21 protein-coding genes, 2 tRNA genes and 2 pseudogenes are annotated in these 21,783 nt (G+C 45.9%); 21 read left to right on the top strand and 4 right to left on the bottom strand.

What is annotated here, in order from left to right:
- Positions 1-17: 17 nt before the first annotated feature.
- The 9 genes from MKZ07_RS29920 to MKZ07_RS29960 all read left to right on the top strand — a co-directional run bounded on the left by MKZ07_RS29920 (position 18) and on the right by MKZ07_RS29960 (position 11,950).
- Positions 18-746 carry a class I SAM-dependent methyltransferase gene (locus tag MKZ07_RS29920; RefSeq protein WP_036697183.1) on the top strand — a complete coding sequence of 243 codons (729 nt, stop codon included), beginning with the start codon at positions 18-20 and terminating at the stop codon, positions 744-746.
- Between the two features lie 99 nt (positions 747-845).
- A complete protein-coding gene (locus MKZ07_RS29925) occupies positions 846-1,604 on the top strand; it encodes an ABC transporter ATP-binding protein (protein ID WP_036697181.1) in 759 nt (252 codons plus the stop codon).
- Positions 1,605-1,606: 2 nt separating this feature from the next.
- Complete coding sequence (locus MKZ07_RS29930) at positions 1,607-3,967, top strand: ABC transporter permease (protein WP_036697178.1); 2,361 nt, start codon at positions 1,607-1,609, stop codon at positions 3,965-3,967.
- A 491-nt stretch (positions 3,968-4,458) separates the two neighbouring features.
- The gene (locus tag MKZ07_RS29935; RefSeq protein ID WP_445670316.1) at positions 4,459-5,178 is read left to right on the top strand and encodes a 4'-phosphopantetheinyl transferase family protein; all 720 of its coding nucleotides are present in this window, start codon (positions 4,459-4,461) and stop codon (positions 5,176-5,178) included.
- 261 nt (positions 5,179-5,439) lie between these two features.
- Positions 5,440-6,984, top strand: a complete 1,545-nt coding sequence (locus tag MKZ07_RS29940; RefSeq protein ID WP_036697172.1) for a response regulator — start codon at positions 5,440-5,442, stop codon at positions 6,982-6,984.
- Between the two features lie 2 nt (positions 6,985-6,986).
- A complete protein-coding gene (locus MKZ07_RS29945) occupies positions 6,987-8,717 on the top strand; it encodes a sensor histidine kinase (RefSeq protein WP_341029134.1) in 1,731 nt (576 codons plus the stop codon).
- Between the two features lie 145 nt (positions 8,718-8,862).
- Positions 8,863-10,209 (top strand): ABC transporter substrate-binding protein, encoded by a 1,347-nt coding sequence (locus MKZ07_RS29950; protein WP_341029136.1) that lies wholly within the window; start codon positions 8,863-8,865, stop codon positions 10,207-10,209.
- Positions 10,209-11,141 (top strand): carbohydrate ABC transporter permease, encoded by a 933-nt coding sequence (locus tag MKZ07_RS29955; RefSeq protein WP_063829044.1) that lies wholly within the window; start codon positions 10,209-10,211, stop codon positions 11,139-11,141. Before MKZ07_RS29950 ends, MKZ07_RS29955 begins: the two co-directional genes overlap by 1 nt.
- Positions 11,138-11,950, top strand: coding sequence for a carbohydrate ABC transporter permease (locus MKZ07_RS29960; RefSeq protein ID WP_036697164.1), 813 nt, complete (start codon positions 11,138-11,140; stop codon positions 11,948-11,950). The genes MKZ07_RS29955 and MKZ07_RS29960 overlap by 4 nt, the downstream gene beginning before the upstream one ends.
- Positions 11,951-12,166: 216 nt before the next feature.
- Here MKZ07_RS29960 and MKZ07_RS29965 read toward each other — a convergent pair whose 3' ends face one another.
- Entirely contained in the window at positions 12,167-12,364 is a 198-nt protein-coding gene (locus MKZ07_RS29965; RefSeq protein WP_036697411.1) for a hypothetical protein, read from the bottom strand.
- A 145-nt stretch (positions 12,365-12,509) separates the two neighbouring features.
- On the opposite strand from MKZ07_RS29965, the gene MKZ07_RS29970 reads away from it, so the two are divergent.
- The 5 genes from MKZ07_RS29970 (at position 12,510) to MKZ07_RS29990 (ending at position 15,068) form a co-directional block, all read left to right on the top strand.
- The gene (locus tag MKZ07_RS29970) at positions 12,510-12,875 is read left to right on the top strand and encodes a helix-turn-helix domain-containing protein (protein WP_036697161.1); all 366 of its coding nucleotides are present in this window, start codon (positions 12,510-12,512) and stop codon (positions 12,873-12,875) included.
- 83 nt (positions 12,876-12,958) lie between these two features.
- Positions 12,959-13,041 (top strand) — tRNA-Leu (locus MKZ07_RS29975).
- A gap of 184 nt (positions 13,042-13,225) precedes the next feature.
- Positions 13,226-14,119: a polysaccharide deacetylase family protein gene (locus MKZ07_RS29980; RefSeq protein WP_341029139.1), complete on the top strand. Its 894-nt coding sequence runs from the start codon at positions 13,226-13,228 to the stop codon at positions 14,117-14,119.
- Between the two features lie 74 nt (positions 14,120-14,193).
- Positions 14,194-14,736 (top strand): GNAT family N-acetyltransferase, encoded by a 543-nt coding sequence (locus MKZ07_RS29985; protein ID WP_051493780.1) that lies wholly within the window; start codon positions 14,194-14,196, stop codon positions 14,734-14,736.
- Between the two features lie 59 nt (positions 14,737-14,795).
- Entirely contained in the window at positions 14,796-15,068 is a 273-nt protein-coding gene (locus tag MKZ07_RS29990) for a hypothetical protein (protein WP_036697158.1), read from the top strand.
- 142 nt (positions 15,069-15,210) lie between these two features.
- On the opposite strand, the gene MKZ07_RS29995 is transcribed toward MKZ07_RS29990, so the two are convergent.
- Positions 15,211-15,429, bottom strand: a complete 219-nt coding sequence (locus MKZ07_RS29995) for a Rha family transcriptional regulator (RefSeq protein ID WP_084648992.1) — start codon at positions 15,427-15,429, stop codon at positions 15,211-15,213.
- Between MKZ07_RS29995 and MKZ07_RS30000 the strand changes: the two are divergent.
- Positions 15,424-15,660 (top strand): annotated as a pseudogene (locus tag MKZ07_RS30000) (helix-turn-helix domain-containing protein); the annotation flags it as partial. The gene MKZ07_RS29995 and the pseudogene MKZ07_RS30000 overlap by 6 nt on opposite strands.
- A 58-nt stretch (positions 15,661-15,718) precedes the next feature.
- A tRNA-Leu gene (locus MKZ07_RS30005) sits at positions 15,719-15,801 on the top strand.
- Positions 15,802-15,866: 65 nt separating this feature from the next.
- On the opposite strand, the gene MKZ07_RS30010 is transcribed toward MKZ07_RS30005, so the two are convergent.
- Entirely contained in the window at positions 15,867-16,346 is a 480-nt protein-coding gene (locus tag MKZ07_RS30010; protein WP_036697153.1) for a glutathione peroxidase, read from the bottom strand.
- A gap of 170 nt (positions 16,347-16,516) precedes the next feature.
- On the opposite strand from MKZ07_RS30010, the gene MKZ07_RS30015 reads away from it, so the two are divergent.
- The 5 genes and pseudogenes from MKZ07_RS30015 to MKZ07_RS30035 form a co-directional block, all read left to right on the top strand.
- A complete protein-coding gene (locus tag MKZ07_RS30015) occupies positions 16,517-16,951 on the top strand; it encodes an organic hydroperoxide resistance protein (protein WP_036697152.1) in 435 nt (144 codons plus the stop codon).
- Between the two features lie 279 nt (positions 16,952-17,230).
- Complete coding sequence (locus MKZ07_RS30020; RefSeq protein ID WP_036727511.1) at positions 17,231-17,509, top strand: hypothetical protein; 279 nt, start codon at positions 17,231-17,233, stop codon at positions 17,507-17,509.
- 106 nt (positions 17,510-17,615) lie between these two features.
- Positions 17,616-18,035 carry a thiol-disulfide oxidoreductase DCC family protein gene (locus MKZ07_RS30025; protein WP_076159050.1) on the top strand — a complete coding sequence of 140 codons (420 nt, stop codon included), beginning with the start codon at positions 17,616-17,618 and terminating at the stop codon, positions 18,033-18,035.
- A gap of 195 nt (positions 18,036-18,230) precedes the next feature.
- The gene (locus MKZ07_RS30030) at positions 18,231-19,391 is read left to right on the top strand and encodes a hypothetical protein (protein WP_341029145.1); all 1,161 of its coding nucleotides are present in this window, start codon (positions 18,231-18,233) and stop codon (positions 19,389-19,391) included.
- Positions 19,388-20,275 (top strand): annotated as a pseudogene (locus tag MKZ07_RS30035) (CpaF family protein); the annotation flags it as partial. The gene MKZ07_RS30030 and the pseudogene MKZ07_RS30035, both read left to right, overlap by 4 nt.
- A 14-nt stretch (positions 20,276-20,289) precedes the next feature.
- On the opposite strand, the gene MKZ07_RS30040 reads toward MKZ07_RS30035, so the two are convergent.
- The gene (locus MKZ07_RS30040) at positions 20,290-21,771 is read right to left on the bottom strand and encodes a recombinase family protein (protein WP_051493778.1); all 1,482 of its coding nucleotides are present in this window, start codon (positions 21,769-21,771) and stop codon (positions 20,290-20,292) included.
- Positions 21,772-21,783: the final 12 nt, after the last annotated feature.

A 21,783-nucleotide genomic window follows, 5' to 3' on the forward strand; every position in this document is an offset into this window, starting at 1 on the left:
AGAGAGGTTTTATTATTATGGGTGCACCTTATGATGTCATTTCCGATTTATATATCAAATATTGGAATGATATAGTGTTGTCTAATTATCCTATCCTTGAGAAAACGCTTCTTCCATTTATACCTGACAATAGTGTCATACTGGATGTTTGTTGTGGTGCAGGTTTGATCGCAGCGAAACTCAGTGAGCAGAATTATGTTGTTGAAGGATTTGATATATCGGAAAAAATGATTGAAAATGCAAAGATTAATGCGCCTAAGGCCTCTTTTAAAGTGGGAGATGCGAGGGATTTCAGTTATGACATTTCCTTTGATGCTGCTATATGTACGTTGGATAGTCTTAATCATATTACTAACATAGCAGATCTGGAGAAAGTCTTTATCCATATTGCACAAGCTTTGAAGCCCGGGGGAGTATTGTATTTTGATGTGAGGAATGAGGAGGGCTATAAGTACATCTGGGATAAGCAGAGTTACTCCATAATAGAACCAGAACTGGTAGTCACCTATAAGACGATCTACAACGCTAACGATCGATTGGGGATTATGAAGGGTGTTTACTTTAAGGAAAGTGAGGTTTGGGAGCGAGATGATTTTTGCATTATCCAAAGAAGTTATCTGGAGGAGGAGCTCTCTGCATTATTGAATAAAGTTGGTTTTAATAATATTAAAATTGTGAAAGTCAAAGAAAACTTAAATATAAATGTACTGGGAAGATCCCATTATACCTGCAGCAAGAGTATGTAGTAATTAGATCCAAGGATTTCTAGTCCTGATTAGGCAACAGATCCTTGGATTCCATTATATTCAATGTTTATAAGGTAATTATCAAAAGGAGGAATTGCTATGAGCAAGGCTATTCTGAAATGCAGAAATCTATATAAATCCTATTTGAGTGCTGATGTAGAAGTAAGTGCTATTAATAATCTGACCATTGATATCTATGAAAAGGATTTTACTGTAATCATGGGGAGTTCAGGCTCCGGGAAATCTACCCTGTTATATCTTCTAAGCGGACTTGATAATGTAACCAAGGGTGAGGTCTGGTTTGAAGATATGAGAATTGATGTGTTAAAAGAAAAAAAGATGGTTCAGTTGAGACGTGAAAAAATCGGGTTTGTCTTCCAGTCCATTAATCTTGTACCCAATCTATCCATCTTTGAAAATGTGACGGTGCCTGGATACCTTGCACAAAAAAATAGAAAAGATGTTGAGAAGAGAGCCAGGGAGCTTTTGGACAATATGGATATCAAACAGGAGGCATCAAGAATGCCTTCGCAGTTATCAGGCGGACAGCAACAAAGAATAGCCATTGCAAGAGGGCTTATCAATTCACCTAAGGTGCTTTTTGCAGATGAGCCCACAGGAGCACTGAACTCAACACAAGGTCAAAGAATCTTGGATGTATTCACAGATATCAACAGCAAAGGGCAATCTATTGTAATGGTTACGCATGATGTCAAGGCAGCCTGCCGGGCGAATCGAATTCTGTTTTTACGTGATGGTGAGATTAATAGTGAGTTAAATCTCGAAAAATATTCAAAGGATAATGGTATAGAGAGGGAAGAACAAATATATTCTTTCTTAATGGATAAGGGGTGGTAATTATGCGATCAATATTTAAGGTATGTCTTGCAAACTTCAAGAGGAATAAAACGCAAAAGGTTTTGATTGCCATTACAGTTTTATTGGCCTCTTTAGTCTTTTCGTTAGGGATCTCTATTCTTTCTATAATTGATAAACCCTTTGACAAAATGTATAAAGACCTAAATGCTTCTCATACTTTACTTTTTTACGATAGTGTTCTTAACAGGAATAAGGACGTTGAGGCTTTTTGGAAATCACAAAAGGAAGTAGAAAGCACTTACCTCGTGCCTGCACAATTCATGCAGGGGAATGCTTATTTTAATAAAAAAATTGATATTAGTTTATTTATAGCTGAAGTTCCTGACGGGACTGTTACACAGGATATATTAAAAATTGTTGAAGGCACCGAGGGGTCAAAACCAGGAGTTAATGAGATTTGGCTACCGACTACATTTGCATACGAGAATAAGATTAACGTAGGGGACAGCATTGATTTGCCAACCTTTGAAGGCTCAAAAAAATATAAAGTGTCTGCAATTATAATTGATCCCCAGTACAGCTCTCCTCAGCATAATCCAGTCAGAGTATGGGTTAAATCAGGAGAACTAAACCGAATATTCACCGGTGAATCTACATCCTATGTCATTGGAATTCGTTATCTGGAATACTCCGAGAAGGATGAAGTTAGAATCTGGAATGACTTTGAAACGTATCTTGGACAAAGTTTTACCGGATATAAACTGGATTATAATGATATTGTTTTCAAGTATACTAGTACGCAAGAAAGCATTGGTGCTATTATGTTAGTGCTTGCTTTAATAGTTATTGCAGTATGTTTTATTCTAATTTTCTTTGCAATATCAAATTCAATAATGTCTGATTATACAACCATTGGGATATTTAAAGCCCAGGGCTTCTCTTCGGTCAATATTATTTTTACATATGTGCTGCAATACTTAATTATTGGGTGTATTGCTATTCCTCTAGGTTCAATGTTAAGCATACCTATTGTTGGGGTGCTGTCGGACAGCTTGATGAAGGCGTTAGGAATGACGCAGAGCTCGGGGACCTCCTTGGATACAGGCATAGTGACGTTCATTGTTTTAATGTTGTTTACGGTTGGTGTTTCTTTTGTTGCGGCTTCAAAAACATCGAAAGTTAAACCATCCCAAGCGATCCGTTATGGGGCTCCGGCAAGTAAAAACTTAAAGAGAACAGGCATTTCTTTATCGGCACTTAGACGATTGCCGGTATCCATGATGATTGGAATAAAGGATACATTCTCTCAAGTGAGACAAATGATCTTTTTCGTAATCGTTCTTTTTGTAACAAGTGTTATATTGGTGTTTTCTTTCGTAAGTATCTCCAGTATGGAAAATGCCTTGGAGGATCCGAATTACATGGGGATGGATTACAGTGATCTGACCGTTGGGAATTCGAACAGGACGGAAATGACTAATGATGATATATATCAGCTATTATCCAAGGAAGAGAACGTGGAGTTTGTAGTTCCTATGAATTATTTGATCAACTCCTCCATCTTTATCAGTGATGATAGTGCCTCTAAGAACATTGTAGGAACAGCATATGCCGGAGATATGGAGCTTTTGGGCATTACGAATTCGGAAGGCCGAAATCCTTCTGATCAGAATGAAGTTTCAATTAGTTATAAATTATCCCAGAGGCTTAACATGGGGATAGGAGATACCCTTTTAGCCAATATTGAAGGGGAAAATAAAGAATTAAAGATTTCGGGTGTTTTTTCAACGATGAGCAGTGGCGGATATATGTTTAGAATCCTAAATGCTGACATTAAGACCTCGAAAATTGGCATGCAGAGGGTTCATCAAGTGAAGTTAAAGGAGAATGTGGATGTAGCGAAATTTGAGCAAGAATTAAAGGGGAAATACGAAGATTCATTAGAAATTGTAAACAATTCGAGATTCAGAGATACCTTCCTTTCCTCTATTAAGTCTGTAATTAAGCTGGTAACCTATATTATCAGTATAGTTGTAGTTAGTGTTTGTTTTATTACAGTGTTCAATGCAATCTTAATCAATATCCTTAATATGAAGAAGAATTACGGGATTTACAAATCCTTTGGAATGTCTTCCTTTGAAATAAGAAAAGCTTTGATCTATAGAATTCAATTTGTAACGATTATTGGATGTGGATTAGGAATCGTTACAGCCGTGCTCTTAACTCCATCCTTCATTGGTCCAGCCTTATCCCAAGGAGGAGCTGTAAGAATTGATATCGTAATGGACTGGTTCCAAATTATTATGATAGCACCACTGTGTATGGCGGTTACCATGCTTAGTACATGGGTCGCTTCGGGAGGCGTTCTCAAAATCAATCCGCGTAATTTGGTGTCTGAATGAGTACTGGAAATATACATCCAATGTAAAGCAGAGGACCTATGCTTGTGTATCCAAGGAAATAGACGTTATAAGAGAGTAACACTTATTTAACAGCCACTGATGCTAATGATGTATGTCCTCCTCAACTACAGTAGTAGTGGCTGTTAAACGTACTTTTATTAAGATAGGCTACATCCCGCGTATCCATATCGGATTTACACATCTGGATCATGGCGTTCTTCAGCCAGCCGTCCTGCTGGTGGGCACAGGTAGTCGGGTCTGAACAGTCTATGACGATTACCAGGGGACTAAAATGTTTGTGGTGAACTATAAGCATTTTTAACCATAGAGCTATCTATAATGATGATGTATAACAAGAGTTTATCAGAATTACTGTTTCAATTTGTAAGGATGGGAAGACATATCGACTCATCAATCAGGGAGAGATAATTTTGGTTAGAGTATTCGCTGTTCAGATAACCCAATTCCCTTATAAATATCTGGATTCTATATTGTCATATCTTCCGGAGGGTAGACGTCAAAAGCACCTGGAATTCCGATTTTTACAAGATAAATTACGGGGTGTAACCGGAGATATGTTAATGAGAATGGTGTTATCCTCAATGATGGATAGACCTATAGAGGATATAAGTATCGCTGTTAATTGCTTTGGCAAGCCAGTTCTGCTTGGTAACAAGCAGGGACTTGGATTCAACATTTCCCATTCTGGGGATTGGGTCGTTCTGGCTACAGGTCCTTCCAGCCAAATTGGAGTAGATGTAGAGCGAATAGATGAGGTTCATCTCGATTTGGCGCTACGATTTTTCAGGGAAGATGAATACCGGTCTATATTGAAAGTTGAAATGGGTGAGCATAGATTATTACAGTTCTTTCGGATTTGGACAGCGAAAGAAAGTTATATTAAAGCCATTGGCAAGGGGATGACCATCCCACTTGAAAGTTTCTCTACCGTCGAAGGAGACGAAATGGCAAGTGAAAAATGGATATTCGGGAAAAAGTGGTACTTTAAGTCATATCTTCTAGAAGTTGGGTATTCATTAACCATATGTTCAGATATAAACTGTTTCAGTGAACAAGTTGCAATCATTGATATAGGTTCGCTTATACATTCTTTCTTCAAAGCACATAAACATGGGGCAATAGGAGGTCAACCTACTGTTTCTGATTTGTTACATAGCGAAGCAGAAGTGAATTCCATGTTGAAAAAGTGAAGTGATAATTCATCGCGACGCTTAGTAAGGAGCTGAATAAGAATCCATTTCAGGCGCTGATAGAAGCGCCTTTTTTGCGTGCGCCTCACAGTTGCATCTTCTAGGTGGTTCAAATCTACCCGGCAACTTCACCCTTTAAAGTGCCGTATCCGAAGTAGACCAACTTATCGGAAAAGGGAATCTATTTCCATTGACAGCCCTTCCATGTTCCGTTATACCTGCATATATATCAGGATTCGACAGGAACGGGGGATTTCTACAGTGAATTCATTGATTTCGGTCATGCTTGTGGATGATGAGCCGCTTGCACTTGATCATGTCTACCAATCGGTTCCGTGGGAGGAGAATGGCTTCCGGGTGGTCGCTCAGGCGACCAGCGGGCGTATGGCGCTACGGATGTTCGAGGAATTACGGCCGCAGATTATCATCACCGACATCTCCATGTCACCTATGGATGGCTTGGAGCTGGGACGGCATGTGGTCCAGCTTGCCCCAAGAACGCGGCTGATCTTTCTGACTGCTTACCGGGATTTCGACTATGCCCGTCAGGCCCTGGAGCTGCGCGCGGCCCATTATCTGCTTAAGCATGAGATTAGCCGGGGCCGCCTGCTGGAACAGCTGAAGCTGCTGAAGGAAGGTCTGGCAGCGGAAGCTGCCGAGGAAGAAGGGCACGGACATGCGCTCCATATCCTGCTTAAGGATATGCTGGCCGGCAAGTATCAGGCTCCTGCAGAGAATAAGGAATCCCGGCTGCACCGCCTCGTGGCAGATTATCAGCAGGGTCAGCCCGGGCTGCTGTATTTCGAGCTGGAGGCTGCATTGAAGCTGGACGGCAGCCGGAGTAATGCACGTAGTGGCACGGCCCTCGTATGGAAGAATGTCGAAGAAGAGATCCGCCGTCAGACAACGGACTTGGAGGAGCTTCAACTTCTGGAGATGGATGAAGGCGGATACATCCTGCTGCTTAAGTTATCCTCTTCCAGCAGTCTGCTGCTCCAGCATTATAACTTGCGGCAGCTCGCGGCCCAAGTTCTGCTCTGCCTGGAGTCTTTCTATCGGGGGAACCTTCCCAGAGTGATAATATCCGCAGGTAATGGCGCAGAACCGCCGGACCTCAGATATGCGGCGATGAGGCAGGCTTATGATTATTCTGTGTTTTTGCCGCCCGGTGCTGTGTTTCTGCTGGAGCAAGCAGCTTCAACCCGGGAAGCTACCCGTATGGCCCAAGAGGTCAGACAATATCTGTTATCCCCCGAACGGAGTCTGCTGGAACGGCTGAAGACGGGTCTGGACCAGATCGCCGCTCAGGCGTATTTGGGAGATTTGCGCGCCGTCATGGGTGAGATCAGGGGAGCAAGAAGCAAGGACGGAAGCAACAGCCCTGATCAAGTGCTGGGTACAGACACGCGGCAAGTAGTTAACAGCTTGTACCGGATGCTTGAAGAATGTTTGCAGCAGCGGCAGAGCCAGAAGCAGTATTCCCGCTGGGTCAACAAGGCGATGGAGTATGTTGCCGGGAATTACGCCGATCCCGATCTGTCCCTGGAGACGGTCGCAGGTCATCTGCAGATCAGCAGCATCCATCTTCGGACAACCTTCAAGCGGGAGACGGGCAAGTCTCTGCTCGACTACACAACGGAGTATCGGATCGGGCTGGCGAAGAAGCTTCTGCAGACCGGTGAATACAAAATCTACGAGGTATCGGAGAAAGTAGGGTACAAAACCAGCCAATACTTCAGTCAGGTCTTCAAAAAAACCACGGGTATACAGCCCAAGGATTTCCTGCAGCAGAGGGGCAGCGAATAGCTATGCGAAAAATTAAGAATAAAATTCTCGGCAGCGTTATTCTGATCGTTACGCTGTCGGTAACGGCCATCAGTGCACTGGCGTATGAGCAGTTCTCTTCGATTCTCGAAGCGCAAGCCCTGCGTGAAGATACGATCCATCTGGAGCAGACCACGAATCAGATGAATCACCTGATTGACGATGTACAGAAATATGCCGCAAATATGGTCAACGATGAGTTGCTTCAGCGGTTCGCTGCAAGATTGAACTACTCCTCTACGTATGATGAGCTAAGCGCATACAGAGATGTCGTCGTCCAGTTGACTAAATTCAATGTACTGCGTGACTACCTTGAGAGCTCGGCCATCGTCCGCTCGGACGGCAAGATTTTCTGGTCCTCGCTGTATATCGACCCTTATTTTGAACGGCTGCTGCAAGAGGATTGGTATCAGGAAGCGCTGAAGAGCAATGCCAAAAGCGGGTTCACAGCTCCCCATATTATTCTCGACCCCGACAGCAAAAAAATCGTCAGCTTCTTTATCCGTTTCGATCCCCAGTATGGTGGAGTGCTGCTATTAAATATTGATTACACTGCTTTTGAGAGTCTATTCCAGTACTTGGGCCAGTCCTTCGACCAGGTAGCCTGGATCGGCCCGGGTCAATCATTGCTCTACCAGCAAGGCACCGCTACAGAGCTGCCTGCCCCTACGCTGAGCGCAGACAGCCCGGACATTCAAGTCGTTAAGCATGACAAGGGTTATTATCTGGCCAGCGCTTTTGAGAAATCGGACTGGTCCGTCTCCACGTTCACCTCCAATGAACGGTTCTATGAATGGGTGGGTTATATTGTCCGCTACTGGGCCATCTTCCTCGCCTTGTGTCTGGTGCTCTGCTTCCTGTTGTTCCTCCCCATCATCTCGAATATTATCCGTCCGATCCTGCAGATGACCAAAGCGATGAAGCAGGTGTCTATGGGCAACTATAATGTTCAGCTCTCGTTCCGCAGCAATGATGAGCTGTCTGTGCTGAAGAATGGTTTTGAGACGATGCTTGGTGATATTGAGCGGCAGATGAGCGAAAGGGTGGAGCAGGAGCGCTGGAAACGTAAAATGACGGCAGAGCTGTTATTCGCCCAGATCAATCCCCATTTCATCTACAACACTCTAAATACGGTTGTGTATCTGGCCCGCAAAAAGAATTACCCGGCTATTGAGGAAATGGTTGAATCCTTCATTGGCATTCTGCATGATGCTGTCAATATTGGTGATACCAGTCTGTATATCACGGTGGAGCAGGAGATGAACATTATTAATCACTTCGTAACGATTCAGAAGTACCGGTATGCAGACCGGTTCGAGGTAGTCTGGAGCGTAGAAGACGAAGCGAAGGGTGACTATATTCCGAAAAGCCTGATTCAGCCGCTGGTGGAAAATGCTATTTTTCATGGATTTTCAGAGAAAGAGACTGTAGGCCGTATAGAGATCATTATCCGTAAGCGCAGCGGAAGGCTGCTGGTTTCGGTCAGAGATGACGGCTGCGGCATGAGCCAGGAGAAGGCCCGGTCTATTATGAATGGAACCCTGCCGCCTGCGCGTCTCCCTTCAGGGGCTATGAAGCAGATTGGATTATGGAATATCCGGGAGCGAATCGAGTATTTGTACGGGCAGGAAGGCCGCCTGGTCATCCGGTCAAGTGAGCAGGGAGGCACCAAAGTGTCTGTTCTCCTGCCCGTCCTGCAGCAACCGTCCGAGTGAAAAGCACTATCATTATTTATACAAAACCATCAGATCGTCTAATTGTTAGGTGATCCCTTCAAGCTTATAGTTCTACTATACAGACGGACGGAAGACATTAACAGGAACCGCCCGCTGTCACAACAGATGCAAGGGGGATCTTAAATTGCACAATCTATTCAGTAAAAAAGCATCGGTTATAGCGCTTGTTCTAACGTTATGCTTCACCTTGGTGCTGGCCGGCTGCGGCAACGGAAGCAACAACACTTCGGGAGACTCCGGCAGTACAAACAGTGCGGATCACTCAAGTGATCCTGCGAACGCTTCCGGTAAATTGACCGTATGGGGCTGGGACAAGGCCTGGTTCGAAGGCACCGGAGCGAAGTTCAACGAGAAGTTCCCGAACGTCAAGTTGGAGTTCGTCGAAGTCTCGGCGGGGGATTATTTGAAAAAAATCCAGACCTCCATCGCTGCCGGCTCCGGGCTGCCGGATATTATCTGGGGAGAAGCGGCCTTCCGCGGCGCTCTGTATGAGCTTAACGTACTGCAAAGCTTGTCCGAAGAGCCCTACAAATTCGACACCTCCAATCTGCTCGACTTCGAGCTTCCGCTGCTGACGAACAGTAAGGGAGAGCTTGTGGGTCTAGAGCAATCCGGCTCGCCTGGAGCGCTGGCTTACAAGCGTGATTTGGCTAAAGAATACTTCGGGACAGATGATCCTGATGCATTAACGGCAATGTTCACTGACTGGGATGCCTTTATTGCCAAGGGCAAGGAAGTCTATGAGAAAAGCGGCGGCAAGACATTCATGCTTGGAAGCCTCATGGATTCGTATACCATCCTCTCCAACCAGGGTACAACGGCAGTTGTTGACGGAACCAAGGTGAATACCCAAGAGCTGCTTAGGATCTTCACTCAGCTGCAGTCCATCCGCGACAATAACACTGAGGGCAAGCTGGCGATGTGGTCTCCGACTTGGAATGCTTCGTACTCGCAAGACAACGTGATTTTTTATCCTGCAGCGAACTGGTCTCCAGAATTCGTAATTAAGCCTAACGACAAGGCCAGCAACGGCCGATGGGGTCTGATGGTGCCTCCGGAAGGCGGATATCCATACGGCGGTACTACTATCGGTATTTGGAAGGACAGCAAGAATAAAGATGCTGCCTGGGCGTATCTCAACTGGCTGTTAGGTACAGACGAAGGCGCTGAAGCCAACTTCGCTACCTCCGATTACATTTTACCGTTGAAATCGTTCTTCAAGGATACCTCCAAGCTGTCATCCGGGGCGGATGAATATTTCGGCGGACAGGATCTAGGAAAGTTCTGGGTGGAGAAGGTATTCCCGAACATGAAGTCCAAAGCGGTGACTAAATACGATCAGGATATTTACAGCTCGTCGGAGCTGGTGTTGCAGGTCATGGCACAGGATAACAGCTTCGATGCCGCGCAGGCCCTGGATAAGTGGGAAGAACAGTTGAAGAAAAATCACCCTGAGCTGACATTTGAATAATGATGCAGAAATCAAATGGAATCAGCAGTAAAAACAAATGGCCGTACCTGTTCATTACCCCTTATTTCTTGTCCTATGCCGTACTGAGCTTGTTCCCAATCCTGTTTACGTTGTACATCAGTCTTACAGACTGGGATTTGTACGGTAACCGGAATTTCATCGGACTTGGTAATTATATACAGCTATTTTTTCATGACGCCTTCTTCTGGAAATCGCTGCTGAATGTCATTATTTTCATGGCGGTATATCTTCCGGCTCTTGTCCTAATGGGCATGCTGGTAGCCAGCCTTATCGAGAGCAAGCTGATCCGCCGCAAAACCTTTTTCCGGCTAAGTGTATTCAGTGCCTATATGACAACGCCGGTCGCGGTCGGGATTATCTTCTCTCTGTTGTTCGACTGGCAGGGCGGTTTCTTCAATAATATGCTGATGGAGCTGGGCATCATTCAGGAGAAGATCAATTGGCTGGGCTCCGCCAGCTCCTCCCGCTGGGTAGTTATCCTGATGGTATTTTGGAAAAATCTTGGATATTTCGTGATGTTCTACACGGCGGGGATGGCCAGTATTGACACCTCCATCTATGAAGCCGCTGTAATCGACGGAGCCTCCTCCAAAGATGTGTTCACGCGTATTACGATTCCGCTGCTGAAGCCGATCAATCTGTTCCTGATTATTACTTCCATTATCAGCGGCCTGCAACTGGTGGAAGAACCAATGCTGCTGTTCAGCGGCTGGGCTTCCGGCTCCAGTATGGTAGGAGGGCCTGACGGCTCCACCTTCACACCGATCTGGTACATGTTCGATGCTTCCTTCAACGGCAGTGCGTTCAAGTACGGCAAAGGGGCGGCTATAGCTTACGGCACCTTCCTGTTCATCGCCCTGTTCTCGGTGGTTGGCATGAAATGGATCAACAGGGACGGTGACGACAAATGAGAGCGAAGAAGTTCTTTACCGTATTGTTGCTTATTCTGATCGCTATCGCGTTCCTCTTCCCGTTCTATATGATGATTGTGATGGGCACCTATTATTCCGAAGACCTGTTCAAGCAGCTTCCGATCCTGCCCAGCGGTTATTTGGTGGAGAACCTGAAGACGATCATGTCTGCCAGCTTCCTGCGGAATTACTGGAACAGCTTCTATGTTGCTGTACTGTTCACTCTGGTGACGGTCGGGGTGGCCTCGATTACCGGATTTGCTTTTGCCAAATATGAATTTAAGGGTAAAAATGCACTGTATGGCTTCATTCTTCTGACGATGATGATCCCCGGTCATCTGGGTCTGATTGCATATGTGATGGAGATGAAGTGGTTCCACCTTAACAACACTCATGCGCCGCTGATTCTGGCCGGTCTGAATAATGCCTTCGGCGTATTCTTCATGACCCAGTTCATCCGCTCCTCTGTCCCGACAGAGGTCATTGAGAGCGCAAGAATCGACGGCTCTTCGGAACCGGGTATTCTCACCCGAATTGTTATTCCTTTTCTAATGCCTGCGATCAGTACCCTGGGGCTAATCTCCTTCCTTGGGTCCTGGAATGGTTATCTGCTGCCGCTGGTGACGATCAACAAGCCTGAGCTGTACACGCTGCCGCTGGGAATTGCTAATCTGTCAACGGTCTTCCGCACGGATTATTCAGCCAGTATTCTGGGGCTTACGCTGGGTACACTGCCGCTGATTATTCTCTTCCTGTTCGGCTCGAAGACCCTGGTCAGAGGACTTACCGGCGGAGCGGTCAAAGGCTAACTCACTAAAATTGGGTAAGTGACCGCAAAGAACAGGAAAGAAACCTCTCTTATAGTGAAATGGAGTCGGCTCAGCCATTTCACAGGAGAGGTTTCTTTGTGTATGAATAGAGTGGGCGGGAAAAGCAGGATTTTGCCAGGATCAGGTGGAATAACATTAGCTACAAGAAGAATGTCGGTTGGCCCACATATGGAGAACTGCTACTTCCAACTGGAACTAAGATGGCGGCAGGTTCAACAACTCTGCGACTTGACGGCGGTATCTGTCTGCCTTGCGGGTGCCGTGAATCAGGTTGGACAGCCGATAGGGTGGGATATCGTGTAATTCACAGAATTTCTTCTGATCCAAGTGCAGTTCTGCCAGACGTTGCTTGATGGCCCAGCCGTAGGCAGTAATAGGGCGTTTGCTGTTCAGATTGCTCACCTCGTATCGACTATCCAGCCGCTATGATATAAAATAGGTAAAGATATAATAATAGTTAATTATATACTTTTTTACGTCATTTTTCAATAAAAAATAACGTTTTTACGTATTATATTTTGGGGGAGGCAGTTGGCTGATGCAATCCATCTATGAACGTATTGAATTATTGATTAAACGGCAAGGGATTACGAAGAAATCCTTCTGTGCACAGCTCGGAATCAGCACCGGCAATATGGGAGACTGGAAACGCGGCAAATCTACACCTGGCACGCATAAGCTGATTGAGATTGCTGCATTTTTTCATGTGAGCTTAGATTGGCTGATCCTGGGCAAACAGCCCCAAACGATTCAGGAAAGCGGCGAGGATTATTTTTTTGGCCAAATGCGGCAATTGAATTGCCAAACCGAAGAGCTGCTGCCGGAGGAGAAGAACTTTATTAAGGAATATCTGGCCTTTACCAAATACCGCAAGGATCAGGATACGGACGGCGAAAAATCTTAAGCAGGTACCTTTACTTTTGAGCGCAACCGATTTATAATATTGAATGTTGGCCTCAAACAATGCATTAACGTTAGACACACCGCGCGGTAGTGGTGGAATGGCAGACACGCTATCTTGAGGGGGTAGTGGGTGTATACCCGTGGAGGTTCGAGTCCTCTCTACCGCATATATTTCAAATGAGCAAAAATCCTTGGTAGTTCAAGGGTTTTTGCTTTTTTTTCGATAAATATTGTTTAACTATTTTAATTTTATTTTTCTGAAACAGTAGGGATACGCACACGACAATGTGTTTTGTATTCCTGCTGTTTTTCTTTTTTGATTGCAAAAAACTTATTAAGGTGGAGATCTTTATGATAAGCAAATTAGGTTTTTCTTCAGATGACCGTTTGTTAATAATTAATGCTGATGATTTCGGAATAACTAAGGGAACTAATGAAGCAATTGTTAGTTTATTTGAACAACAAGCTATAACCTCAACATCTATAATGTTTCCCTGTCCAGCAGCGCGGGAAGCCCTTGAATTAAGTAATCAAAACATTCTAGATAATATCGGGATTCATCTTACCTTAACAAGCGGTGAGTATCATTTATATCGTCCAGTATTTCAAGAAAGATCATTGAAAAGTTTAATCAATAAGGATGGTAACTTCCATACTGACATTTCATACATAGAGGAAAATGCCGATGATGAAGAAGTTAGAATTGAATTAGAGGCTCAGATACAAAGTGCCACTATGTTAGGAATTGACCCAACTCATCTTGATAGTCATAGCGGTAGTCTTATGGGTTTATATGCGGGCAATGATTTTTTAGAAATAACCTTTGATCTATGCGAGAAATATCGTCTCCCCTTTAACTTACCAACAAGAATAATTGAACAACCATTTTTTAATAACAAGCAAAAAGAAACTTTTCGCATTAGAATTAATTCAGGAAGAAAACGTGGGATCTTGTTTATTGATGATGTAATTTCTTTGCCCTACTGCTGTAAGCCCGTGGAATATGAAGAAATGAAGAGACAGTTGCTCACGCTACTCAAAAATATTAAGCCCGGTATAACACAATTAACTATACATCCATCGAAAATAACTGAAGAATTGAAGTCTGTAACGAATTGTTATTTCGAGCGTGGGATTGAGTATCTATTACTAATAGATCCTGATATTAATAAAGTGCTTAGAAAAGAGAATATTAATTTAGTCTCATGGAAAGAAATACGTGATTTACAAAGAATTCTAACTTGATCAAGCTATAGCTGGTGATAATTACCTGAAACCTTTAGAATGGAAGAAACGAAGATGGATGAAAGGGCGATCCTATGTTACTGGAAACGGAAAGGCTAATTGTTCGTGAATTTGCAGAAAACGATTGGAGCGATTTACACGAGTATTTGTCATTAGAGCAGGTGCTGGAATACGAGCCGGGCGGTGTAAGCAGTGAAGAGGAATGCAAGAATATAGCCAGGGAACGTGCGGGTGGAGATAGTTTCTGGGCCGTTAGCTTGAAGGATACCAATAAAATGATCGGTCATATTTATTTTGAGCAAAAAGAACCTGCTGAATTTAAAACATGGATGCTAGGCTACATCTTTAACCCTGCATTTTATGGACATGGTTATGCCACTGAGGCTTGCCAAAGAATTTTACAATATGGATTTGAAGCATTGGGTGTTCACCGGGTGGCGGCTATGTGTAATCCTGAGAATGCACCTTCCTGGAGACTGCTGGAGCGATTGAATATGCGCCGTGAGGGTCATTTCAAGAAAAAAGCCTTTTTCAGAAGAACAGATGACGGGCAGCCTGTATGGCATGATGCGTATCAGTATGCGATTCTAAAGGAAGAGTGGAGCTCTATCGTATAATCCTATCAATCTTGGAGACAATACTAGTAAACGCCTTACCTGGGAGGTAGTCTACGGTAATGAATTACTCTGAGATCTATGACCTTCACCTTCAATTGTTAAAAGCTTACTCTGCCCATAACAACGGAGAGTACTCGGCCTATCAAAGGGAAATCGATTACTACACGAATCAGCTGCGTTTTGCGGGGGATATTGTGCAGCGGGTTTTTGTCCTGAACCAGCTAATCAAGATTCATGAGAAAGAGCGGGATGACCTGATCCGGTGGTGCTCTAAAACGTATTTTCATAAAAATTACGATGTTAACGACTCACCGGACGGCAGTCTTGGATAATGCCAGCCGGTGAGTTTTTTTGTAGATGGAGTGGTGTAAGCGCGAAAAGAAGGATTTTTCCAGGATTAGATGGAATAAGAGTAGCTACAAGAAGAATAATGCCGGTCGGTTCATACCTGGGGAGCTGCTGTTCCAGTTGGTACTAAGATGGCGGCAGGTTCAACAACTCTGCGACTTGACGGCGGTATCTGTCTGCCTTGCGGGTGCCGTGAATCAGGTTGGACAGCCGATAGGGTGGGATGTCGTGTAATTCACAGAATTTCTTCTGATCCAAGTGCAGTTCTGCCAGACGTTGCTTGATGGCCCAGCCGTAGGCAGTAATAGGGCGTTTGCTGTTGGGGGAGGCAGTTGGCTGATGCAATCCATCTATGAACGTATTGTATTATTGATTAAACGGCAAGGAATTACGAAGAAATCCTTCTGTGCACAGCTCGGAATCAGCACCGGCAATATGGGAGACTGGAAACGCGGCAAATCTACGCCCGGTACACATAAGCTGATTGAGATTGCTGCATTTTTTCATGTGAGCTTGGATTGGCTAATCCTGGGTAAGCAGCCCCAAACGATTCAGGAAAGCGGCGAGGATTATTTTACCGATTTATAATATTGAATGTTGGCCTCAAACAATGCATCAACGTTAGACACACCGCGCGGTAGTGGTGGAATGGCAGACATGCTATCTTGAGGGGGTAGTGGGTGTATACCCGTGGAGGTTCGAGTCCTCTCTACCGCATATATTTCAAAAAAGCTGATATCCTTGATGATTCAAGGATATCAGCTTTTTTTGTTGAACCCGCTCTAGCGCAGCAGCTTCTCTATATCCTCTTCGATCTGATCAGGTGTTGTCTGCGGGGCGAACCGCTTCAGCACACGGCCTTCCTGGTCCACCAGGAATTTGGTGAAGTTCCATTTGATACTCTTCGAGCCGAGTACACCAGGTGCCTCTTTAGTCAGATACTTGAACAGGGGATGGGCGTCGGCGCCTTTGACATTGATTTTCTCGTACATCGGGAAGGATACACCGTAATTGATCTCGCAGAACTCGGCAATATCCTCGCTCTCACCCGGCTCCTGTCCGGCAAACTGGTTACTTGGGAAGCCCAGAATCTCAAAACCACGGTCTTTGAATTTATCGTACACTTCCTGGAGACCCTTATATTGCGGGGTAAGTCCGCACTTGCTGGCTGTATTCACGACGAGCAGAACCTTGCCTTTGTACTTGGAGAGTGATTCTTCCTGGCCCCGCAGGGTGTTGGCTTCAAAATCATGGACATTCATGAATGATTCCTCCCGAACATTGATTTATCACAATTTAATTGTACACTATTCACCGCCGGAAGCAAGTTTTAAAAGGTAACAATCTGCCCCAATCGTTTCAAAAATGTGAGGTTGTTTAAGTTAAGGATAAGTGTTCTTACAAAATTTGTGTTAAAAGGAGAGAGTTAAAGATGAGTACATTGAAACTAAAACCCCTATATACAGCTTCAGCCAAGGTTCGCGGAGGCCGTGAAGGTTCGGTGGAATCGTCCGACGGAGCGCTGAAGCATGATCTCAAAATCCCGAAGGAGCTTGGCGGTCCTGGTGGTGCCGGCACAAATCCGGAGCAGCTGTTCGCGGCGGGCTATGGTGCGTGTTATGAGAGTGCCCTTGCTAATATTGCCCGTAAAGAAGGCGTAAAGCTGCAGGATGTCGAGATTACCTCGAATGTGCTGATCGGCAAGGACGAGAGCGATGGAGGCTTCAAGCTGGCCGTGAAGCTGGATGTGAAGCTGCCGGGTATTGAGCGCTCTGTGGCAGAGGATCTGGCTAAGAAAGCCCATGATTTCTGCCCGTACTCCAAGGCGACCCGCGGAAACATTGAGGTTGAGTTGAACGTTTTGTAGCGATAGATAGCAATGTGAAATTGAATAGCATGGTTATCTGAAAGACCAGACATTCAATGTCTGGTCTTTCATTATGTTGAGCGCAGAACCACGGGTAAGAATGGACAAAGCTGGGAATAATGGCTAAATAGAGTCTGAGAAGGCCGGAAGTGTGGTAAATAGCGTGCAGGAGCTTGTACTTTGGTTGACATCACCCCGGAAATTCTTTAATATGTCTAAGTATCTGTTAATGTCGCGCGTGCTATTAACTACCAAAAATTTAAATAATGGGTGATGAAGATGTCTTACAAACCGAGTATTACGAATGTGACCAAAGCCAGCAGCAATGATAAGGAAGGATTGTACGAGTTCATTATCAAGCTTGCTGACGGAACGGAGTGCCGCGCGTTCTACAACCGGTTTCCGGAATGGAAAATGACGAACATCAGCCGCCTGCTCAAGACTCCTTGTCCGGTATGCCGCAAAGATTTCATTTGCAAATGCATGGAATCCTTCACTGCTGATTTCGAAGAGCAAATGACCGGGGACGAATGGATTAACAAAGCAATTGCTGAATAATTAGACGAACGGACGTTGTAGGCGCGGGAGCTATCCCGCGTTTTTTGTTTTTTTTCAAAAGGGGAACTAAATGTTACACTATGCGTAAGAGGAAGGGGGCGGTGATGTGGCTGAGGAGCGGAAGGGAATACAGGGTGAATCTATTGTGCTGATTGACGGGGTCTGTCATCTGTGCCAGGGAATCGTCCGGTTCATTATTCCGCGTGATCCCAAGGCGAACTTCAAATTTGCCTCCTTGCAGAGTGATGCGGCCCGGGAACTGCTTAAGGCAGGCGGTCTGCCGGAGCAGCAATTGGATACTGTGGTACTGATAGAAGACGGCAAGTATTATACGAAATCGGCTGCAGTGCTGAGGATTGCCCGCAGACTCCGGTTTCCGTGGCCTGCCGCCTATGTGTTCATCCTGATTCCTGGGCCGCTGCGTAACGCGATGTACAAGATTGTGGCCAGGAACCGCTACCGCTGGTTCGGCCGGGATGAGCAGTGTCTGCTGCCGACACCGGATATGAAGCGCAGATTTCTGTAGCCGGTAAGGGGGATTCTGAGGGATTCTCTCAAATAGTGGAGAAAAAGTTATTGCCGACCTCTTATATATATGCTACTATAGCAGTAAATTACAGGAACAGTAACGGAAGCACCGTTCAATGACCGTATTCACGGTTATTGGCGGTGCTTTTTTGCTGTTCTTTTTCTTATGTATCCAAGAGAGGAGGAGGATTTCATGACGGCAAGAATCGTACTTGCAGTCCGGGAGAGCCAGTATATTGAACCGCTGCTTCATTATCTTCACCATAGCGAATATGGAGAGATGCTGCGGATTACGGCTTTCAGCAGACTGGACGCTTTTATGGAATTTATGACAGGTGACGAGCTGCCGGATGCGGTTGCCGCTGACCCGTCTTTCATTGAAGCCTGGCTGGTGGAAGGGAGAAGTACCGTTCCCTGGGCTGTCTTAAGTGAAGGCGGAGAATTGCCGAATGGCCGGGATCTGGCGGGGGAAAGGCATATTGCCAAGTATCAGGCTCTGCCGGCGCTAATGGAAGCGATTCTCCAGTTGAGCGATCAGAAGCGTGTCCGGACGGCTGCTCTGCCTAAGGAAGCAACGCTGCTGCTCGGGATCGTCTCGGCCAGCGGCGGCAGCGGCAAAACCACGGTAGCACTGAACATGGCGAAGCAGCTTGGAGCAGTTGGCCTGTCCGTGTTCTATCTTAATCTGGAGAGTGTGGACAGCAGCGGATTCATCCTGCGTATGCCGGGGAGCCATGTTCCCGGTCTGGAGCGGCTTTTATATGAGCTTAAGGCCGGAAGGCCAGAGAATAAGGGAGGAAGAGGGCAGCCGAAATGGACCGATTATGCGTTCAGACATGACAGTCTGCGGTGTGATGCTTTCCGGCCGGTGGAGAATTTCAAGGAGATGCTCCAGATGTCGCGGCAGGATACAATGGATCTCCTGGAGGGGCTGGCCGGAGCTGGAAGCTATGATGTGGTTATTGTAGACACCGGCGCTATTGAGGAGGAGCGGGCCCAGGCTGTTCTGAACAGATGCGGCATTCTGCTGTGGGTGCTGAAGAATGACCAGGCCAGTATCCGTAAGACGGAACGCTGGCTCGATTATATTGCCAGTCCGCACTCCGGCATGCAGCCGGAGCTGGTGAACAGGAGCCGATTCGTTATGAACGGCTGTACCGGAGCAGATAGTGAAGGTCCGCTATCCGCTGCCCTCCGGTTGGATGCTGTACTTCCGTATATTCCATCCTGGGGTTTACAGCATTATGGAGAACTCTGCCTAAGCTCTCCCCAATTCATCGACGGTATTCAGCAGCTCTCCAGAGCTATCGTAGAGCCAGAATTGCCTTTGGTGTTCACCGGGATTCCTGTATGAATGAAGAGATGTTCCGTGCCTTGCGCAGCGATATCCGGGCAGGGCTGGATGTTACCTCGGTCATCGGGAATGATGAGCTGGCAGCTTATATCGAACGGATCATTCTGGAGCGGGAGCAATTACGCCTCCTGACTGCCCAGGAGAAGCACGGGCTGGTGAAGAAGCTGTTCGATTCCTTCCGGGGGCTGGATATTCTTCAGCCGCTGGTGGATAATCCGGCGATCACCGAGATTATGATCAACAGCCATGAGGAGATCTTTATTGAGGAAGAGGGCATGATCCGCAGGCTGCCGCTGGCTTTTGAATCGGGGAGCAGACTGGAGGATATCATTCAGATTATCGTCTCCGGCGTCAACCGTGTGGTCAATGAATCCTCGCCGATTGTAGATGCGCGGCTGCAGGATGGCTCGCGTGTCAATATCGTACTGCCGCCTGCAGCGCTGAAGGGTCCAGCCATGACCATCCGCAAATTCCCGGAGACACCGATGTCGATGGCAGAGCTGGTGAGACGTGAAGCGCTCTCGGAGGAAGCGGCTGAGCTGCTGCAGATTCTGGTTACTGCCAAATACAATATTTTCATCAGCGGGGGGACTGGCTCAGGGAAAACAACCTTTCTGAATGCTCTATCGCAATACATCCCGCCGCAGGAGCGTGTCATTACGGTGGAGGATTCGGCAGAGCTGCAGATCGTTACGGTTCCGAATCTGGTCTCCCTGGAGACCCGGAATGCTAACACGGAGGGGCGGGGGGAGATCACCATTCGTGACCTGATCCGCACCTCGCTGCGGATGCGGCCGAACCGGATTGTCGTCGGCGAGGTGCGTGGAGCTGAATGTCTGGATATGCTGCAGGCGATGAACACCGGCCATGACGGTTCCCCGTCGATTATAAAATGGCATTAATTAAACAACACCTCTTGAATATAAGCATCAAAGAACTTGTTTTTAACACCTTTCGGGCGCGTTAGATCCGTATTCACTTCAATGCGATTGAAAATTGTGTAGACATAATCCTTTTTCTCATCATCATCCAAATAGTGCCAAGCCTCTGCCAAACCTGCGAGTTCTACAAGTTTAGGAATACCAGATAATGATTTTTGATTACTGGCAATTCTCTGCCGCACTTCTTTTTCTGCTGCATCCTCTTCAGTCATCTTTTGCCGGACAGCTTCTTTAGTTATCAAGCCCTCCACAAACATGTACTGCCACTTCTCTCGCCGCTCTGCAATCTTTGCCAGCTCCCGTTTGGCTTTATCGATCTCAGTCGTCTTCTTACTTTCTTCAGCGGCCATCTCCAAGGATTCCATCTTAAGCTTGTCCATATCTTCTTGAACTTTATTGATGTATTCCATGACCAGGTGCTCCACATGCACCTGACGAAAAATAGGCATATCACAGGTGTTGCCATGGTGCTTGTTCGAGCAAATGTAGTATTGTGTCCGGACTATTCCTTTTGTCGTTGAACGCTTTGTCGTGAGCCGCCCAAACATGGCTCCTCCGCAGCGACCACAACGTAGTACTCCGCTGAACCAATACGTTTTGATCTGACTGTACCCACCGTGCGTTTTACGATCCATGAATTTTTTAGTCTCCTCATATTCAGCCCGAGTAAATATCGCCGGGTATGGAGAATCACCGTACAGATTCTTTACTCTCTCGTCCCGCTTAGAATTCACATATTTACCTTCTGCAGTTTTAGAGCCTAATCGGATGATTCCAGCATAAAATGGATTCTCAATCGTATAAGCAACTGTTGCAGAAGTCCACTCTTGGCCTCTTCGTAGTTTACCCGCACGATTTAGCCGCATAGCGACGGATTTATATCCCAGCCCCGTCATATATAAATCTCTGGCTTCACGAATGAGCACACTTTCCTCGGGGATTAATTTGCCTTCTTGAGTATACCCGTAGGGCAATACACCTCCTGGTCTACGTCCTTCGCGCACCATCTGCTCTATACCAAAGCGCACGCGCTCTGAGATCGTTCCACGCTCCCACTCAGCCATTGCACCGACGAGTGTAATGAAGAACCGCCCCATGGCTGTAGTGGTCTCAAAAATCTCTGTAGCACTCTTAAATTTGACGCTGTATAAGTCAAATGTCTTTAGAAGAGCGTGAAGGTCAGCAACGGATCGGGTAAGTCGGTCAAGTTTATAGACAAGAACCACTTCGAACTTTTTATCCTCCATGTCCTGCAGCATTCGTTGCATTTCAGGCCGCTTGAGATCCTTAGCAGAATACCCGTCATCAATGTAAAAGTCATAGATCTCCCAGTCCTGCGACTCAGCAAAGCTATTCAAACGAGTACGCTGGCCTTCAATGGAGAAGCCATCTTCGACTTGCATATCTGTAGAGACACGTATATAAATGGCTGTTTTCAAAACCAACACTCC

It is taken from the genome of Paenibacillus sp. FSL P4-0338, assembly GCF_038002365.1.
GTDB lineage: Bacteria > Bacillota > Bacilli > Paenibacillales > Paenibacillaceae > Paenibacillus_AQ.